Below are 17,366 nucleotides of genomic sequence, written 5' to 3'. Positions count from 1 at the left end.
GAAAAATACGGTAATCGCTATTATTTTTACGAATTTCAGTAAATAATTATGAAAAGCGGTAAACAAGAGGCAGTATTATTAGATAAAAAACAAGCGCTGGTAAAAGCGGAGCATTTTTGTGTTTACCAGGAGCGTTCGCAAAAGGAAGTACGGTATAAACTGGTAGAATGGGGAATGCGTGGAGATGAATTGGAAGAGATTTTAAGCGAACTGATTTTGAATAATTTTTTGAATGAAGAAAGGTTTGCTAAAAGTTATGCTTCGGGCAAATTTAACATCAAACATTGGGGGCGTGTAAAAATTAAACAGGGTTTGAAATTAAAGGGTGTGCCCGATAAAATTTTGCAAAAGGCAATTTACAGCATCGATGATGATGATTATTTACAGACCATCGAAAAATTAGCTTCAAAAAAAGCAGCAAGTTTGAATGAAAATGATCCGTTTAAAAGAAAAAACAAGCTGATGAGCTACCTTCAGGCAAAAGGTTTTGAAACTGATTTAATTTTACTTGTACTGAAAGCCAGCAATTTAAATTAAATATTAAATTTTTAACAAGAAATCTCTTGACAGAAATATAAATCTGCCTATATTTGCATCACCAAAACGAAACAACAACATCAGTTTTGTTCATGCGAAAGTAGCTCAGTTGGTAGAGCACGACCTTGCCAAGGTCGGGGTCGCGAGTTCGAATCTCGTCTTTCGCTCCAAAATGCCTTCCTACCAGAAGGCATTTATTTTAAAGTTAACCAAGCCGATGGAGATCGGTAGCGGCTAATGCTCGGGTGGTGGAACTGGTAGACACGCAGGACTTAAAATCCTGTGCTTTCAAAGGCGTGCGGGTTCGATTCCCGCCCCGAGTACACAAAAAAAATCGAACGAAAACCTTTTAGAAATGAAAGGTTTTTTTGTTTATAGGATTATTTAGGATCAATACCAGAAGTTGTGGAGGAAGGTAAAAACAAATAGCTTTTGGCCTTGATCCATTTATTGCCGAAGTTGCCATTCAGGATTTTCCTATCCTTGAACAAAAGTTCCATCCAAGTCCAGCTTGATTATACCGATAAATAAGTATTGTAACCGGGTGATTCCGTCCTGCAGGCAATCCTGATTTTATAGGGCGCTGAAATTGGATTTATCTGCCGTTTGAAAGCCCTTCATCAGCCCTGTTGTTTCAATTCCAATCTGTGCCCGGAACAATACCCAAACAAAAACCAACGAAAATGTCAGCAGGCAAATACAAACCGGACCAAAAGGCGAATACACAAACCCGAATCAACTGAACATCCTACTAAGAATCAGCGATATAACATCAAAATACCCAATAGTAAGTATTGGTATGTCTGCTAAATTTCTATAGATTTAGTTAACCAAACCAACATTCGGAACATTTCGAAAAACTAAACTATTCATCCACCATTATGAACAATGCACTCAAAAAAGAGCGCGTTTTCTTTCCATGCAGTTGGAGGGAAACGATCTTTTGGAACTCCTGTGCGCAGCAAAACGCAGGGACCCGAAATAAAAAAAGAACAACCTATGTTCTGATTATCCTGCTGTTGATAAACAGCGGTGCCATTGCACAATCATCAAGCCCCCTATTCTCCGCATTCAAGCAGGGCATTGTAAAAACCCAGGAAAAAAAAGCTGGAAATTGCGCCTCGGTAGCAATTATCAAAGCTGCCATCGGCACCTATGGTACCGGAAAAGTTTTTCAGCAGCATCTGAGGGAGAACGGGATAGCGGTCATCCTCAGGGACGGCACCCTGCTAAGCCTAACGCTAGCTGAACTGGAAATGGCCAGCGCTGCCAGCGCGTTCCTTCCCGGTGACACGGCACAAAAGGAACTCAAGGAAATCTTCAACTATGCCCAGCTCTGCTTCGCAGTACTCGTGAAGCGTTATCAGGGACTGACGGAGCCAGCCACTGGCAGCTATAGTGAGGCTTTAGCAGATATCAATGGCGGCTATAGGACCGAAGAAATCTATAAACTTCTGGGCTTAAAAGTCCTTCCTTTGGATGAAAACCCTTCTTACCAAACTTTAAGCACTCATGCTAACCTATTGATATGGAATACTGCCCACGCGGTATACTATAGTAAGGGATATTATGATGAATCCGGAAACCGTTTCCCCACCGCATTGGAAATCGATCAGCTGAGGAAAAGACATGCAAGCTTTTGGGGAACGCTTATCAACGGATCTAAGCCCCGCGGAGGATATTCCTTATTGGATTAGCAAAAAAAAAGCAGTTAAATTTTCTTTAACCAAACCTAAACAAAATGGAAAATAATATTCTGGACTGCCTGATCTCGATTGCGATCATTCTCTTCCTCCTGAGCGTGATCGTGGAAAAGGTCACCCAGCTCATACGCAAATACTCGCCTTTCATCAGGCCGGGAAACTTGCTATACAAAACTTTTGCTACTCGGATCTGGCGGAACGTCAACAGGAAATCAAATGACCGGGGCCCCGAACAGAAAAAAAAGATCGAACGCGAGGTCACTTCATTAAGCCTGATCATCGGAATCCTGATTGCAGGGATTTTTCATATCGACCTGTTCGAAATGCTTAAGCAACCGGATCCAAGGATGGTCATATTCTGGGACCCACTTCCGACCTTCAGCACTCTGCTCGACTTCCGCCTGTTGGCCTCCATTGGCTTGACCGGATTCTTTCTCACCTTTGGATCCAAGTTCTTCCACGATCTTTTGGATATGCTTTATCAGGTGAAGAACATCAAGCGGAAACTTGCAGATGAGAACACCTTCAATGCGGAAGACATCGAACAGTTTGATGAGTATGTCTCCAAGCGGTATGGATCCATTATTCAGGATGCCATCAGCCAGAATCTTTCCGCGCTCAGCCCGAAAGGAACCATGGCCCCTCCGATGCACGGCAAGATGATGGAAAAAGGAAAGCTGGTGGACTGTATCGATATTAGGGTAATTACCCGAACCAGCCCGATCCTTCCCTCAAAAGTAGAAGTGAAGCTGGAAAAGGGGCAGGTGATTTTGGTTCCTGTCAACCTGGTCCCTGTTCAGGGAAATCCGCCTACGGTGCAGAGCCAACAGGGTGACCCGGTAGGCCTAGGAAGCAATTCAACTCTTGATGGAACCATCTGCTGCCAGGTAAAAAGGAATTCGGACGATAAACTGGGTCTGCTTACCTGTAGCCATGTGCTGGAAGGGGGCAACTCAACGAATCATTTTGGCAACATCAGTCCCTCCATTAGCGGTGTTGTAGATAAAACCAAAAATGGAAAATTCTTTTGGGCGATCTGCAACAGTAAACTGGATGCGGCGCTGATCAACATTCCAAACGACAATTTTTCCTACATCCACCCCACCAAAAATGCCAGACCGGTTAGCAGCGCAGACATCAAGGTCACCAAGGTCAGGGTCATCCGTCAAAAGGGAAGGATCCCCAAGAATGGAACGATCATTAATGCAAATGTACCCATGCCCATTGAAATCAAATATAGTGATGGGAATTTTGGGGTAATCAACCTCATGCTGCTCTCGGACATAAGTACCAAAAACGGGGTCACCAGTTATAGCTCGCTAAGCTTTCCCGGCGACTCCGGTGCATGCGTATACGATGAACACGATCACCCTATAGGGATGGTAATCGCTGCAGACAGCAATTTTACCTACGCCCTCCCTCTTGTTGAAATCCTGAAAGAAGCAGATTCGGTCATCCAATTATAACCCAAACAACATGAAAAAAAAATATTTTTACCTCGCTTTCCTTTTTCTCCTACTCTGCAGCCACCTGTCCAGCGCACAGGATCTGAACATTAATGTTACCAAGCTCCAGGATACCCAGTCTGTAGCAGCCAAGTTCGCCCAGGGCATCAAAATCATCTTTCAGGGTGAAAAGGCTTCCAAAGCACCGCCCATCACCATTTTAAGCGATCAGGGTGTTGAGCAAAAACCCGTGATCGAAAAAAGCGGCACCGACTATATTCTCAAAATCAGCTATAGCAACACCACCCGGATGCTGGAAACGATGTTAGCAGATGACCAAAAACTCAGCCTGAGCGGGAGTCAGGGCATCGGCATATATTATATGCGCAAATTTATCAGAATCAAAAACAATGACAATAGGGAAGAACCGCCCCAGAACAAAAATACCAATGTTTATAACTCGGCACTCCAGGATGCGTTAACATTATCTGACCTATTCAAAAAGGGCGATAATGGGATTTATATTTTATTGGCCAAGCTTAAGCATACCGATGAGAAAGACCCCAAGGAGCTGGCGAAATTATATGGGGACAATGCTTTTATGAAGAAATTCTTCGAAGAGCTTAATGCCAAGAGCATGAAAGAAACTGCTGCAGGAATTAACTCAGGTGGCATCGCCCAATTCGGCGCCAAGGCTCTTGGCTGGGACGTTACTAGTGCAACAGACGGCATGGCCAAATTCCTGGTCGAGCGGAGCAAGCAGGAACTCAGTATCGCCTTCTTCAGACGGTTTAAGGAACTTATCAACAAACCCGAATACCGGGATGCACAGATCCTTTTTCCGCGCACCATGGAAACTTTAAATGTGATCGATCGGGACATCTATATGTTCGAGAACTACATCTCGACCTTGAGGGAAAGCTTTAAGGAGGATCTCTCATTGCTGCTTGACAGGATGCCAAAGGTTATTAAAGAAGGCAGGTTCAGTGTTTATTTCACTGACCATCCCGACCTCAAATATTCTGCGCTGATCGGCCTGTTTATCGCCATGGAGCTCACCGAAGGAAATCATCCGGCCGACATCATCCGTGATCTTCCCACTGATTACATCGATAAGATCAACAACACCGACCTTAAGTCCAGCATCAAACTTGTCCAGATTATCTCCGAGTCCCTAAGATCTCCCGATGAAGGAAAATATTGGGAGACAAAAGAGAAATTAAAGCTGCTAGCTAGCTCCGAAAACAACTTTCTTGTCGCCAGACTTTACCTTGGACTACTTTATGAACAGGTTAGCGAAATCTCCTTTGGTGGGGAGAAGCTAACCGCTGCATTGAACAAACTTGCACCACAGGCCGAAAAGGTTCAAGAAGCGATCGCGCTCATCAAACAGATCGGTGAAAAGTGCAGTTCCATTGAAAGTGCTCTGGCTGAGCTCAAGGAAAAAAAGAACGAACAGCCCCGGATCGAGCTTTACCACCGGATCTTCCTCTCCTCGACCGAGATCATCGAAATACTCTCAAACAATGAGAAACTGGCGGCACTTGGCATCACCAATCCCCTAGCTGTAAAGATTCCCGAATACCTGGCCTATACCAAGAATGCAGCAAACCTGGCGCTTAACCTCAATCGCAACAATTATGGTTCTGCAGTGGTTGATATCTTCAACCTTTATTCCCAGTATACTGGTCAACGGGACAAATCCTCAAATGAGCTCCAGACTCCGAATGGTGAAATCTATGTGACCAAACCCCAAACAGCAAACCTGGATGACCAAAAAACCAAAGAGGCAGCCGAAAAGGCCAGCGAAAAAGCCAATGAAGAATCTTCAAAAACAGCAACTTTTATCAAAAAATACGGGAATTTCATGGCTAATGTGGTGAACGCTTCCAGCTCGTCAGACATTTCCGCTGCGATCAAGGCAGTCGCCCTCCCTGTAGGCAGTGCTTCGATGAAAAGACAGAACAGTTTCAGTATTTCCTTAAATGCGTATGTAGGTCCTTACGTGGGGTCAGAAAAAATCCATGGTCTTGACAACAGCTACAAACTAAATACTGCTGGATTGACCGCTCCGATCGGAATTGCCATCAATAAGTCCTTTGGTTTTAATAAAAAGGCTGGTTGGTCGGCAAGCTTATTTTTATCCATCGTTGATATTGGGGCGCCGGTCGCCTTTAGGTTTAAGGATGATGAGACCGAGCAGATCCCAACTATCAAGCTAGGCGATATCATTTCTCCTGGAGCTTTTATTTCACTGGGGATTCCAAAGGTTCCCATTTCATTCAATATCGGTTACCAGACCGGACCGCTCCTGCGCAAGCTCTCGGATACAGTTGCCGAAAAAGCAGATACCCGTTATTCCAGGATCAGTGCCGCATTTGTGTTGGACATCCCATTATTAAATTTTCTTAAAAGCAGATAAGCATGGAAAGCAACCAAAAACTAATCAACCCACTTGACAAGATTGCCCTTAGCCTCTCGGGCGGAGGCTACCGTGCTGCTTCGTTCCATCTGGGAACAATGGCCTATCTTAACCGGCTTATTTATGATAAAAATCCTCTTCTACAGAATCTTCGGATGATCTCTACGGTTTCGGGAGGAACGATAACCGGGGTAGTATATGTACTCATGCGGAAACAGAAAGTAAGTTTTGAAAAGATCTATGAGCTACTGCTGCAACAACTGGAAAGCCTTGATCTGGTGCGGACCGGGATTACACAACTCAATCCGGACGCGGTCTGGAAAAACCCCGGAAAGACGAAGAACCTGATCAATGCCTTCGCCGAGCAGTATAAGAAACATTTTACCGGGAATGCAGTAATGGCGGAGCTTCAAATCCTTCCCGACAAACTCGAACAGGTCGTTTTCAACTCGACCGAGTTCAGCAATGCCATCAACTTTCGCTTCAAGAACATTAGCCTAAGTCTAACTTCTTATGCTGGAAACTTTTACAACCGGATCTACGGACCGGAGCTGGATGAAGTCAGCATGGCCGACATCATCGCGGCTTCGTCCTGTTTCCCGGGCGGATTCGAGCCTATGCTCTGGCCAGACGATTTTATCCACGACCAAAGCCCGAACCTGAGCGCATTAAAAGCGAGCAACCTTGTAAAACAGCAGCCACCAATGGGGGTAATGGATGGTGGCATTTTTGACAACCAGGGAATCGACAGCATCCTTTCTTACAGTAAAGATCCATATTTTGACCTGATTATCATCTCAGATGTTGCCTCTCCCGACATGCAGGCATTCAAACCATTTATTCCAGGGCCAAAGGAGGGCATCAAGGCATATACCTATAGCCAACTCAAGACCACGGCGCAGCGGATCGATCAGCGGATCAATACTATCTTATCACTCTGCCTACTGCTCTTCCCGTCCCTGCCGCTTTTCTGGCACTATGAGCACAACATTGCCACTGGCATTTTTTTAGGACTGAGCGGAGTTACTATGACGCTGATGATTTCCAAAAACTATCTTTTAAGGCAGTTCCAAAAGGGAAGATCATGGTTAGCTGCAAAACTTCTGGCCCTGATCCCAAAATTCTATCAGGAAAAGCTTTCGGCACTCGATATTGACCAGCTTTCGCTCCACCGGCTCGAGCCACTGATCATGGACAGGGCAAACTCCCTGATCACCCTACTGATCGAGGTATTTCTCAAAATTGTGCGTAGGCTGAACTACAATACCCTTTATGAGGACGAGCGCTATAAGTTTAAGCGGATAGACAACCGCATCAAAGAACTGACCGAAGCGGATTTCAAGAAACGCCAAAAGGGAGATTACGATACCCTGATCGGCAAGAACATTAAAAAAGTAGCAGAGGAGGCTGCCACATGCGGGACATCCCTCTGGTTCACCGATACGCAGGTACTTGACCAGACCTTGAGAAAGCTCATTGCATCGGGTGAGTTCACCATGTGCTTCAACATGAAGATCTACCTGGAAAAGATTATGACGGATAGTTGCAGTGGCTATGCCGAAATGGATACCACCAATAAGACACTCATCGATGAAGTCTATGCGCAGTGCATAGCAGATTTTGATCGTTTCAGGAAAGATCCCTACTTTATGTATGATGAGATGGCCGCAAAGCCGGCCGTCGCAAAGCGCTAAAGAAATGTTGGGGACTTGCCGATCAGAGCGAGATCTCCAACATTCCTTTCTTTCCATAAGTGGTGGAGTAACCGTGCATAAAGCAAAGGTCAGCATCCTCCCAGATCGAATTATGTTTGGTGCGGTAATTAAAATAAAGTTTTACATCGGCTGAAGAACGCTTGATGATCCTGGCAATGGTCTCCTGATGGGGATGGCCATAGATAGAACCATTGGTGGAGATCACAAAATGGTTGCAGTCTAAAAGTTCAAGAAGCTCCGGACTGGTATTTCCGCGACTCGCATGGTGGGAGATTTTGCAGAGATCCACCGCAAATCTGCCTTCGGGCTGAAGCCTTTTCAGGCTCTGATAAATCTGGCCTGGCTGCGCATCGCCCAGTAATAGGATTTTTCTGCCTTCAAACTCAAGCAGAAAAGCGAGGCTGCTGGCATTGGCCTCAGCACGGTCCTCTTCAAACTTCATTGCATTGAGCGCATCTACATTGATGGCTCCATAAGCTTGCTCATCACCCCTCTTCGGTTCCGCCTTTTCAGAACCAAATCCCGACTCAAGTTTCAGCTTCAACAGTTCAGCCTCCCATAACGGTTTGAGATCAAAAAGGTGCTGAAGAGAAGGGGAAAGCAGGGTAATTTTGAGCCCACCACGCAGTTCAAAAGCTGGAAGAGGTCCCTCCTCGGGTACAAAAAGCGCAGCTCCGCCAACAATATCGTTCCATTTCAGATTGTGCCGAAGTAGATCTCCGGTCATCAGCTCGCCCTGTCTGGAACCATAAGCTTCTTCACCCGGTCTTTCCGGAGAAAGGTGGTGATAGCCGTTGAACCAAAAATCCCCAACTTCAAAACCGAGCGCATCTGCTTCCAGGATTCGCTGAACCCCTTCAATGTGGTCCTTATCAATATGGGTAACAGCCATTATCTCTAGTCGGTTATGCCCATCTGGCAATCCATTAAGAAAGGAAAGGATTTCTGATCGCGTCCCTCCTGTACCCCCGTCGATCAGAATATATTTGAGGTTTCCGGCATCACCATAACCTATCAGGATCGAATCACCATATCTGGCCGGAAAAAATCTAATGGTTAAACTCATTTCAGTATTTGTTATTGATCAAATAATCTATCCAAAAATCCACGGTCATTTCGGTCAGTCAATGGGATTTCTTCTCCATTAATCTTACGCCCGGGGTTAATTACAGTGGTATTCTTTTGGCTCCAGTCGATCTTTCCGACGTAAGTATCCACCATCTCCAGCGCAGCTGCAATTTCTCGATCCCGTCCCTTGGCAAGGGTATGGAGCTGTTTTAAGCCATCGAATAATAGGCGGACGCCTTCTGTGTATAAAGGAATTCCCCGTTGCTGCGCTTCAAGCAGCCTCTCCCTCACCCTTAATTCATCACCAGGTTCATTCACACCATCATTGATCATCTGCCATGCGTGGATAATGCATCCATCAGGCATCCATCCAAACCAATTGGCCAGATTATTGGCCCAATTATGCATCCGCTCATAGTCCCTGATCTTGAGTAAAAAGTAACCGCCGATCGCCGCTGCCGCTGCATCGCGACGCTTCTCCTGAAACAACATCTCTGCTGCCACTGCCCCATCAAAAAATGACTCTGCCTGGATCATACTGCCATTGCTCATCAGATTCAAGAGTGATTCTGCAATAGAGTTTTCGGACATCAGTTTAATCTCGATGGGAATTGACTTCTCTTCAATCGGATTAAGCCTGATCTGTACGGACATATGCTGATTGAACGGACAGCAAAGCAGGATCGGTTCATAGCGGTTGGACTCGAGGAGCAACAAAGTGGTTTTACCGCTAAAAAAATCATGATTCAAAGGTCCATCCCTTAGCTCAGAATCGCTGAAGGTGATGATGGTCTCGGGAAGAAAATTACCCGCATGAAGGTAAAGACGCTTGAGCTGGAACTGAACACTTCGGTCTATTTCATACTTGAAGATGCTTCCAGATTTATCATTATCCAGATCAATTCCTCCCGAAGTTCCTGAAGGTGCATGCATTTCCAGATTGCTTTCTTCGGAAAGTATAAAATCCATCTCCTGGGGACCGGAGAAAGCTTTGTCTTTTTCCACGAGGTCCTCAAGATCAAAGTCTACTGATTTATCGCCTCCCTCACGAACATCTACAACCTTACTATACTGCTCACCGGTTGAAAAAGAAAGTTTTACCACGTAAAGCGCGGGATCAACATCGAGATAGTTAAAACTGTTTCCGGTAATCCATTTGGACTGCACCCGGTTAAGATTTTCATCCAGGAGCTCAACCTGTTTTGCCGTTTTAAGTGCAAAATCATTTTTAGAGGATACATCTCCAAAAATCCTGATCTTATTATTTCCTGCCATTACAGTTCGACTTTAACGTTAAAAATCTGCCTGATTCCGGGTGCGACCACCTTTTTGAAATCCGTTTTGTTCTGGTAATGTGGAACGGTAAAATTGACGGACATCTGATAGATCCCTGCTGGAATCTTTACCTTCCAGGGCGCAACTTCCGGGGCCCGACTCTGGCTTCCAGCTGCCCCCATATAAGTGAAACTTGCCAACGGCACTGCATCGGCCGGAATACAGTCCAGTTCAAGTTCGGCATCGGGATGCTTGGGCAGCTTAATGAAATTCCCTGGCTTATTGATCGTTGCGGTACAACGCTGGGCTGATGAATCCTTTCGCTGCGCAAGGGAGAGCCAATTGTTGATATTCGGCGGAAAATCTGCCGTTGAGATGATACATTCCGCACCGTTTTCCGCGCCAAAGCCTCTCAATCCACTTAAGATAGCTTCGAGAAAATAACTTGTTCCGCCCTTGATCCCGAATGCCTGCTCATTTGCAGCAGATCCGAGGACAGTCAGGTTATGGATGCACTCAGACTGAAGATTATCAATCACATCCACATTGGGCACTACGATCGTATTTCTCATCACATCGGCAGTTACGGACCGGCAGGCATCCACGAAAAAAAGCTGGGTCTTTGCCCTACAGGCATGAAAGGCCATTCGGGTAGCACTAAAGGGAATACATGAATTCCAGGGATTTGCAGGAAACCTTCCAAAATCTGACAGGACAAGGTATTGCTCCTGCGGCATCCCAAAGCCATGTCCGGCATAGTAGAATACCGCTACATTATCCTCATGGGAACTGCAGCGCTCTTTCCATTCCCAATATGCTCTTTCCACATTCGCCCTGGTTGCCTCTTCTACCCCATCGGTCAAAAGCTCAACACTACCAAGGGGTGAGATCCACGAACTGCTTGTTTGAAGCGCCATTACCTCATCATAAAAGGCATGTGCCGAAATCACGGTAGAATCCAACTGTCCAAGTCCCTTGGCCAAGGCAAAGGTCTGTACCTTTTCCTCGTCACCCCCTGTAAGGTATGGATAATGGCCAACCCCGATAATCATTACATGAGTCTGGGGGCCGGGCTTGATATCTTTAAATCTAATTGCCATAGTTTTTGAAGCTAGCACCTAAAGACATAGCTAAATCGGCAGTCCCTGTTATGAAGAGGCATAACCATGGTAACCACCATCCGATCTCGAGCCCCAGAATTTAGATACACTAAAATAGCGATTTTATTTATAAACCACAAAGAAATAGACGATTACCATTCTAAAAACGCTAAATGATCTTTCAATCCTGATCTCACTCTCTGCAATCATTAACACTTTATTTGTCCAGATATGAAATTATATACCCCTTATAGAATTGACACAATATCCTACCGATATGATTAAATCAAGACTAGAATACATTAAATCCCTATTTACCTTTCTTTCTCCTTCTTCTCTAACTGTTCGGAAATTCCGAACAGTTGATTCTTTATCCAGTTCCTAGGATTGAAAAATATGTTTAATATGTTCGCTAAGTTTGCCTCGCTACGCTGAAAAAGTCCAACAATCTGGATCTAGGTAAGCCAAATTGTTTCATTTTCAAGCCTTACGACTATTTTTGTTTCACCATCTTTAGTGTGATAAACAAGAATTTGATCTGTTTTCATGGTATTAGATTATACAATATAGAATAACCGTGCTATTATTTAGAATCCACCAATAAGAAAATCATTTCATAGCAAACCTTATTTTTATCCCTTTGATTTTGAAGCACTAAGCATTTTATTCAAAAAATTTATTTTATTTTTTTGATTTGGAAAGTTTAATTTCTATATTTGCAACCCCAAAGGAATACAACAAGTATTCATTTGCGAAAGTAGCTCAGTTGGTAGAGCACGACCTTGCCAAGGTCGGGGTCGCGAGTTCGAATCTCGTCTTTCGCTCTAAATGCCTTCCTCACAGAAGGCATTTATTTTAAAGTTAACCTACCGAAGGATTTCGGAACAGGCTAATGCTCGGGTGGTGGAACTGGTAGACACGCAGGACTTAAAATCCTGTGCTTTCAAAGGCGTGCGGGTTCGATTCCCGCCCCGAGTACACAAAAAAATCGAACGAAAACCTTTCAGAAATGAAAGGTTTTTTTGTTTACAGTCATTTCTTATAGACCGAAAGGCTAATGGTTGATAGTGGAACTGGTGGACGCGTCCCGACCTAAGTCGGGATGCTTTCAAAGGCCTGCGGGTTCGATTCCCGCCCCGAGTACACAAAAAAAATCGAACAAAAACCTTTCAGAAATGAAAGGTTTTTTTGTTTATAGTCATTTCTTATAGACCGAAAGGCTAATGGTTGATAGTGGAACTGATGGACGCGTCCCGACCTAAGTCGGGATGCTTTCAAAGGCGTGCGGATTCGATTCCCGTCCCGAGTACTGGACGGGACTAACGTCCCAAGGTTAGTAGGCTTCTCAAATTTGAGAAGCCCATTTTCATTTATACCCAATGTGTTACTTAAAAATATTGAATCAATAGCGTATGTTCTAAACTTCCCTTCACAATACTGCATATTTCAATGAAACTGGTCAATCCATTTCGGGCCAAACTGTACGCGAATTTGATTGCCGGGCGGCTGTCTAAAATGTCCCTTTCCCTCTGAACAAAAACAGGCCTCGACCTCAAATTTCCTTCTTCCTGGAGCAACCAGATTCATCTAATTCAGGTTCACATCCAACCTATCCCCTAAGGTCAACAACGGCTCTTTAATTGAAAACCATAGAGGAATTACACCTAAAAGACGCGCCACAGCATCCAAACCCCACCAGACAGATCGAAGATTGCATCTAGTAGTAATTAACGCCTGAGCCTTTTATTTAGCCTGAACTTATAAAATTAAATGGAATTGCCAAGAGAAGAAATTCTGATCCAAAGATCAGCACCGTCAGTTTGGTCCGAAACAGCTCGTCAGTTTGCAGCGAAATAGAGTGTCAGCATAAATGCGAAACGCGTGTACACTTTTGCCGAAATACGCAGTAGCCGGTATGGCTACCTTTACAACAAAGGAAATAGAGGAATCAATCTCGTTGTTGGAAAAAATGGAAGGATTTCTGAAGGACATGATTGATAAAAATGTTTACACTATTTAGCGCTTTATTTACCTGAATCCCGTAAAACAATTTTACCTAAAATTGAACCTCTATCTGGTCAAGCGCGAACTTGAATTAAGAGCTTTTATGCAAAGTCGTAAAAATGGAACAGGACTATATGGTGCTCGATTTCCGGAGTTTTATTATCAGACGAATTCTTATTTGCCGCATGAAATTGGAATAGGAATTTGTATCTTTGGGTTGATAAGGATTGTAGTACTTTGAGATCATTTTTTAAGTAATGCAGGCTTTGAATAGTAAGTAATTTAAGATCCTGTCTATTGGCCCGAGCGCGTCATTCGTGCGTTCTAGCCTTTCAGAATAAAACATATCTGTATATCAAGGGGTTAAGACCACAGTTCGATTCCCGCCCCGAGTACACAAAAAAAATCGAACAAAAAAAGCCATCAGCAATGATGGCTTTTTTTGTTTAACAACTAATTCAATTCTTGTTACCTTCCTCAAAAAGGCTAATAAATCCTTGCAAAGCGGGTGTAAGTGGTAAATCTTTACGATAAACAAAAAGGGTAGTCATTAATCCAAGTTCGCGCGGAAGGGCAAAAGTTTTGATATTTTTACCACGATAAAAGCTGGAGATAATTTCTTTAGGCAAAAAACTAAAGCCAATACCTGATTCAATAAAATTAACTACACCTTCTATCGAATTCATAACCGTTTTATGATATTGATCAATCCCCTTGCTTACCAGCCACGATTCGAGCCTGGCCCTAAATACACAGCCCTGATCGAACACTATCGTTTTTACCGGTTTCTTATTCAATAAATCGTCAAGCGTTTTGCAGTCGCCCGGCGCAACCACAACAATTTCTTCTTCTTTGATTTTGATCTGATGCAATTCCTGAACATCTATTGGAGCTGGCACAAATGCCGCATCGAGCCTATAATTTATTACATCATTTAAAAGGGTCGGGCGCATGGCCGATTTAAATTCTAGCTCAACAAAAGGAAATTTAGCCGCAAGTTCGTTAACCAGCTCCGGTCCCTTAATCGTCATCATCGTCTCCAAAAAGCCAATTTTGATCTGCCCTCTAACCAAATCACTTTTACCAATAGCCCTCTTTGCTTCGCTAATGATGTGGTTAAGCTGCTTGCTGTACTGCATCAATGTTTCACCTGCAGCTGTTAGCGCTACCTTTCTCGATGTTCTGGTAAACAATGGCGTGCCGAATTCTTCTTCCAGATTTTTGATACGGGCAGTAACGTTCGACTGTACTGTAAACATGGCTTCAGCAGCCCTGGTAAAACTACCATGATGGGCAACTGCTTCGAACAAATTTAAATCATTGGTATTCATAAATCACAAATTATGATAATTAACATCTTAATAAATCATTTTTAATAATCAAATATCGTTGATAGTTTTTTTGAAAAGAAACAAAAAATGAAAAAATTAATTTGGTCAGCATTAATAATGGCTGTTGTATTTGGAAAATCAAACCTCATGGCACAATCTATTTCAACAACAAGCAAATCTGCTTCAGAAACAGCAAATGTTCATTATCGCCGCGTAAGTATAAATGGTTTGAATGTATTTTATCGGGAAGCAGGTCCGCTGGGCGCCCCAACGGTGTTATTACTTCACGGTTTCCCCAGCTCATCGCATATGTTTCGTAATCTCATCCCCATCCTGAGCAAAAAGTATCATGTTATTGCACCCGATCTGCCAGGTTTTGGTTATAGCGATCTACCTGAGCGCACTACATTTGATTACACTTTCGATAATCTGGCTAAAACCATGCAGACGTTTGTAGATGAATTAAAACTTAAACGATTCGCCATATATGTTTTTGATTATGGTGCACCGACCGGATATCGTCTCGCACTGGCAAATCCCGAAAAAATTACGGGCATCATTTCACAAAACGGCAATGCCTATGTAGAAGGGCTTAGTGAAGGCTGGAACCCGATCCGACGTTACTGGGAAAACGACACTCAAGCAAACAGAGCGGCATTAAGAGACTTTCTAACCCTTGAAGCAACTCAATCACAATATTTGACAGGGGTGAATGATCCTTCGGTTATTGCACCGGAATCTTACACATTAGATCAGTATTTTCTCGATCGTCCGGGTGTGGCCGAAATTCAGCTTGATCTTTTTAAGGATTATAAAAATAATGTGGCCTTATATCCTAAATTTCAGGAATATTTTAGAACATACAAGCCAAAAATACTAGCTGTTTGGGGCAATAAAGATCCTTTCTTTTTACCTGCTGGTGCAGAAGCCTATAAAAAAGACCAACCCGATGCAAAGGTGAAATTTTACAATACCGGCCATTTCGCTTTAGAATCGCATGTTGTTGAAATTGGAGATGAAATCCTTAAATTTCTGGCAACTTTACCTAAATAAGCAGAAAAGCAAACATAAATAAATTGGATTTAAGTGTTATCTATCAAAAAATTTTAGAACAATGGAACAAAAACCACCGCTACCACCATTTACCCATGAAACTGCAGTACAGAAAGTACAAATGGCCGAAGATGCCTGGAACTCACGCGATCCCGGGCGGGTATGTATGGCCTACACCATCAATACAGAATGGCGCAACCGAAGCGAATTTATTAATGGTCGTGAAGAGGTAAAAGCCTTTTTATCGGGCAAATGGGAAAAGGAACTGGATTATAAGCTCAGAAAAGAATTATGGTCGTTCACCGAAAACCGCATAGCAGTAAGATTTGAATACGAATGGCATAACGAGGCTGGCCAGTGGTACCGCAGCTATGGCAATGAGTTATGGGAGTTTGACGAAAATGGCTTAATGCAGAAACGTTATGCCAGTATAAATGATATGCAAATTGCTGAACAGGATCGACACTTGTAAAAATTGAAGTTTGAATCAACACAAAAGCCGTCAGCAATGATGGCTTTTGTGTTTTATTTAGTAACCCATTCCCTGCAATAACTGTGCACAATACCATTCCTGTCTTGGCAAATGAAATGGCCCTTTAAACAGGTTGCCTTTCGCTGTCTGCGCTACCGTACCATCGCGATGCAGGTAACCAAACCATTCTCCATGTTCCTGATCATGAAATTTATCGTAAGCGTAATCATGAACCATTTTATGCCAGCGCGCATATTTTTCATCACCGGTTAAGGTATAAGCCAATAATGTGGCAATAATCGTTTCGTTTTGTGGCCACCAGAATTTCATATCCTGCCAATACTCCTGAACAGGTTTGTTGTACACATCTTTAAAGTATAAAATCCCACCATATTCTTTGTCCCAGCCACGCGCCCACATATAATCGAGCATTTTACAGCCTAATTTAATTAATTCGGGATCGTTATTGCGGTATTTTGCTTCGTGTAAGATAAACCAGGCGCCTTCTATGGCATGACCAGGATTTAATGTTCTTCCATCGATATGATCGATTATGGAGCCATCTGGTGCGACCTGTTCCATCACACACTGGATATCATCTTTCACAAAATCGTTTTTGATTTCTTCAATCCAGGTTGAAATCCATTCATCACAACGCGGATCGCCAACGGTTTCCCTCAACTGCTGGGCGGTATTCATCATAATCATGGGTACACCTATCCCTTTTACCGGACGCGTTCCTGTAAATTTTGCAGGCAATAATCCTGGTGTTGTGGCGTATTCGATACATTTCCCAAACAGATATCTTGCTTTTTCAGCTGCAGCTTCATCACCGCTGGCTTTTGCATAGGCTGCATTGGCAATCACCGCAAAAGTTTCAGAGAAATAATAGCGTCTTTTGCGAATCGGCTGCCCCTCACGGGTTACATGAAAAAACATCTGTCCGTCGCTATCAAAACAATGGTTATTTAAAAAATCTATTCCGGATTTTGCGCCATCAAGCCACGCTTGTTTAGGTTCAATGGTATTACAAAGGGTAGATAACAACCATGCGGCGCGCCCCTGAATCCATACCGCTTTATCATCATCGATTAAACTTCCGTCACGATCGCGCATAAACAGATAACCGCCGTGTTCCTGATCAAACGATCTTGGAAACCAAAAAGGAACGGTATTATTTAACAACTGGTTTTTATAAAATGCAGCAAGTTTTTGCAGTGCTTGGGTCGTATAACTCATGT

13 protein-coding genes and 4 tRNA genes are annotated in these 17,366 nt (G+C 43.6%); 11 read left to right on the top strand and 6 right to left on the bottom strand.

The genetic code is table 11. The features are described from left to right. The first annotated feature begins 48 nt into the window (after positions 1 to 48). From AC07YT_RS07745 to AC07YT_RS07715, 7 genes are all read left to right on the top strand, one after another. The gene (locus AC07YT_RS07745; protein ID WP_086545508.1) at positions 49 to 537 is read left to right on the top strand and encodes a regulatory protein RecX; all 489 of its coding nucleotides are present in this window, start codon (positions 49 to 51) and stop codon (positions 535 to 537) included. A gap of 94 nt (positions 538 to 631) precedes the next feature. Further along, positions 632 to 707, top strand: a tRNA-Gly gene (locus tag AC07YT_RS07740). A gap of 69 nt (positions 708 to 776) precedes the next feature. Then, positions 777 to 860, top strand: a tRNA-Leu gene (locus AC07YT_RS07735). Between the two features lie 558 nt (positions 861 to 1,418). Beyond that, positions 1,419 to 2,234, top strand: a complete 816-nt coding sequence (locus AC07YT_RS07730; RefSeq protein WP_086545507.1) for a hypothetical protein — start codon at positions 1,419 to 1,421, stop codon at positions 2,232 to 2,234. Positions 2,235 to 2,278: 44 nt separating this feature from the next. Then, positions 2,279 to 3,706, top strand: coding sequence for a hypothetical protein (locus AC07YT_RS07725; RefSeq protein ID WP_086545506.1), 1,428 nt, complete (start codon positions 2,279 to 2,281; stop codon positions 3,704 to 3,706). Positions 3,707 to 3,716: 10 nt separating this feature from the next. Then, complete coding sequence (locus AC07YT_RS07720) at positions 3,717 to 6,107, top strand: hypothetical protein (RefSeq protein ID WP_086545505.1); 2,391 nt, start codon at positions 3,717 to 3,719, stop codon at positions 6,105 to 6,107. 2 nt (positions 6,108 to 6,109) lie between these two features. Then, positions 6,110 to 7,801, top strand: a complete 1,692-nt coding sequence (locus AC07YT_RS07715; protein WP_086545504.1) for a patatin-like phospholipase family protein — start codon at positions 6,110 to 6,112, stop codon at positions 7,799 to 7,801. A 22-nt stretch (positions 7,802 to 7,823) separates the two neighbouring features. Here the strand turns inward: AC07YT_RS07715 and AC07YT_RS07710 are convergent, their stop codons facing one another. From AC07YT_RS07710 to rhuM, 4 genes are all read right to left on the bottom strand, one after another. After that, positions 7,824 to 8,888, bottom strand: coding sequence for a ComEC/Rec2 family competence protein (locus AC07YT_RS07710; protein WP_086545503.1), 1,065 nt, complete (start codon positions 8,886 to 8,888; stop codon positions 7,824 to 7,826). Between the two features lie 11 nt (positions 8,889 to 8,899). Next, positions 8,900 to 10,165 carry a hypothetical protein gene (locus tag AC07YT_RS07705; RefSeq protein ID WP_086545502.1) on the bottom strand — a complete coding sequence of 422 codons (1,266 nt, stop codon included), beginning with the start codon at positions 10,163 to 10,165 and terminating at the stop codon, positions 8,900 to 8,902. Beyond that, positions 10,165 to 11,265, bottom strand: coding sequence for a caspase family protein (locus AC07YT_RS07700; RefSeq protein ID WP_086545501.1), 1,101 nt, complete (start codon positions 11,263 to 11,265; stop codon positions 10,165 to 10,167). The genes AC07YT_RS07705 and AC07YT_RS07700 overlap by 1 nt, the downstream gene beginning before the upstream one ends. 237 nt (positions 11,266 to 11,502) lie before the next feature. After that, positions 11,503 to 11,643, bottom strand: coding sequence for a RhuM family protein (gene rhuM / locus AC07YT_RS07695; RefSeq protein WP_494945260.1), 141 nt, complete (start codon positions 11,641 to 11,643; stop codon positions 11,503 to 11,505). Positions 11,644 to 12,016: 373 nt separating this feature from the next. Here rhuM and AC07YT_RS07690 point away from each other — a divergent pair. Then, positions 12,017 to 12,089: transfer RNA gene (locus tag AC07YT_RS07690), tRNA-Gly, on the top strand. A gap of 70 nt (positions 12,090 to 12,159) precedes the next feature. Next, positions 12,160 to 12,243: transfer RNA gene (locus AC07YT_RS07685), tRNA-Leu, on the top strand. A 1,484-nt stretch (positions 12,244 to 13,727) separates the two neighbouring features. Here AC07YT_RS07685 and AC07YT_RS07680 read toward each other — a convergent pair. Further along, positions 13,728 to 14,600: a LysR family transcriptional regulator gene (locus AC07YT_RS07680; protein ID WP_086545500.1), complete on the bottom strand. Its 873-nt coding sequence runs from the start codon at positions 14,598 to 14,600 to the stop codon at positions 13,728 to 13,730. A gap of 87 nt (positions 14,601 to 14,687) precedes the next feature. On the opposite strand from AC07YT_RS07680, the gene AC07YT_RS07675 reads away from it, so the two are divergent. Beyond that, on the top strand, positions 14,688 to 15,653 hold the full coding sequence (locus AC07YT_RS07675; protein WP_086545499.1) for an alpha/beta fold hydrolase: 966 nt from the start codon (positions 14,688 to 14,690) through the stop codon (positions 15,651 to 15,653). 61 nt (positions 15,654 to 15,714) lie between these two features. Continuing rightward, positions 15,715 to 16,125: a nuclear transport factor 2 family protein gene (locus tag AC07YT_RS07670; RefSeq protein ID WP_086545498.1), complete on the top strand. Its 411-nt coding sequence runs from the start codon at positions 15,715 to 15,717 to the stop codon at positions 16,123 to 16,125. Between the two features lie 57 nt (positions 16,126 to 16,182). Here AC07YT_RS07670 and AC07YT_RS07665 read toward each other — a convergent pair whose 3' ends face one another. After that, complete coding sequence (locus AC07YT_RS07665; RefSeq protein WP_086545497.1) at positions 16,183 to 17,364, bottom strand: AGE family epimerase/isomerase; 1,182 nt, start codon at positions 17,362 to 17,364, stop codon at positions 16,183 to 16,185. Positions 17,365 to 17,366: the final 2 nt, after the last annotated feature.

It is taken from the genome of Pedobacter sp. GW460-11-11-14-TSB4 (assembly GCF_059423705.1).
Note: the sequence above shows the minus strand (reverse complement) of the source record. Positions and strands in the feature narration are given on the sequence as shown.

Excerpts from the sequence above, each read along its gene's own strand:
- AC07YT_RS07745 (WP_086545508.1), top strand. The coding sequence starts at position 49 with ATGAAAAGCGGTAAACAAGAGGCAGTATTATTAGATAAAAAACAAGCG.
- AC07YT_RS07730 (WP_086545507.1), top strand. The coding sequence starts at position 1,419 with ATGAACAATGCACTCAAAAAAGAGCGCGTTTTCTTTCCATGCAGTTGG.
- AC07YT_RS07725 (WP_086545506.1), top strand. The coding sequence starts at position 2,279 with ATGGAAAATAATATTCTGGACTGCCTGATCTCGATTGCGATCATTCTC.
- AC07YT_RS07720 (WP_086545505.1), top strand. The coding sequence starts at position 3,717 with ATGAAAAAAAAATATTTTTACCTCGCTTTCCTTTTTCTCCTACTCTGC.
- AC07YT_RS07715 (WP_086545504.1), top strand. The coding sequence starts at position 6,110 with ATGGAAAGCAACCAAAAACTAATCAACCCACTTGACAAGATTGCCCTT.
- AC07YT_RS07710 (WP_086545503.1), bottom strand. The coding sequence starts at position 8,888 with ATGAGTTTAACCATTAGATTTTTTCCGGCCAGATATGGTGATTCGATC.
- AC07YT_RS07705 (WP_086545502.1), bottom strand. The coding sequence starts at position 10,165 with ATGGCAGGAAATAATAAGATCAGGATTTTTGGAGATGTATCCTCTAAA.
- AC07YT_RS07700 (WP_086545501.1), bottom strand. The coding sequence starts at position 11,265 with ATGGCAATTAGATTTAAAGATATCAAGCCCGGCCCCCAGACTCATGTA.
- AC07YT_RS07680 (WP_086545500.1), bottom strand. The coding sequence starts at position 14,600 with ATGAATACCAATGATTTAAATTTGTTCGAAGCAGTTGCCCATCATGGT.
- AC07YT_RS07675 (WP_086545499.1), top strand. The coding sequence starts at position 14,688 with ATGAAAAAATTAATTTGGTCAGCATTAATAATGGCTGTTGTATTTGGA.
- AC07YT_RS07670 (WP_086545498.1), top strand. The coding sequence starts at position 15,715 with ATGGAACAAAAACCACCGCTACCACCATTTACCCATGAAACTGCAGTA.
- AC07YT_RS07665 (WP_086545497.1), bottom strand. The coding sequence starts at position 17,364 with ATGAGTTATACGACCCAAGCACTGCAAAAACTTGCTGCATTTTATAAA.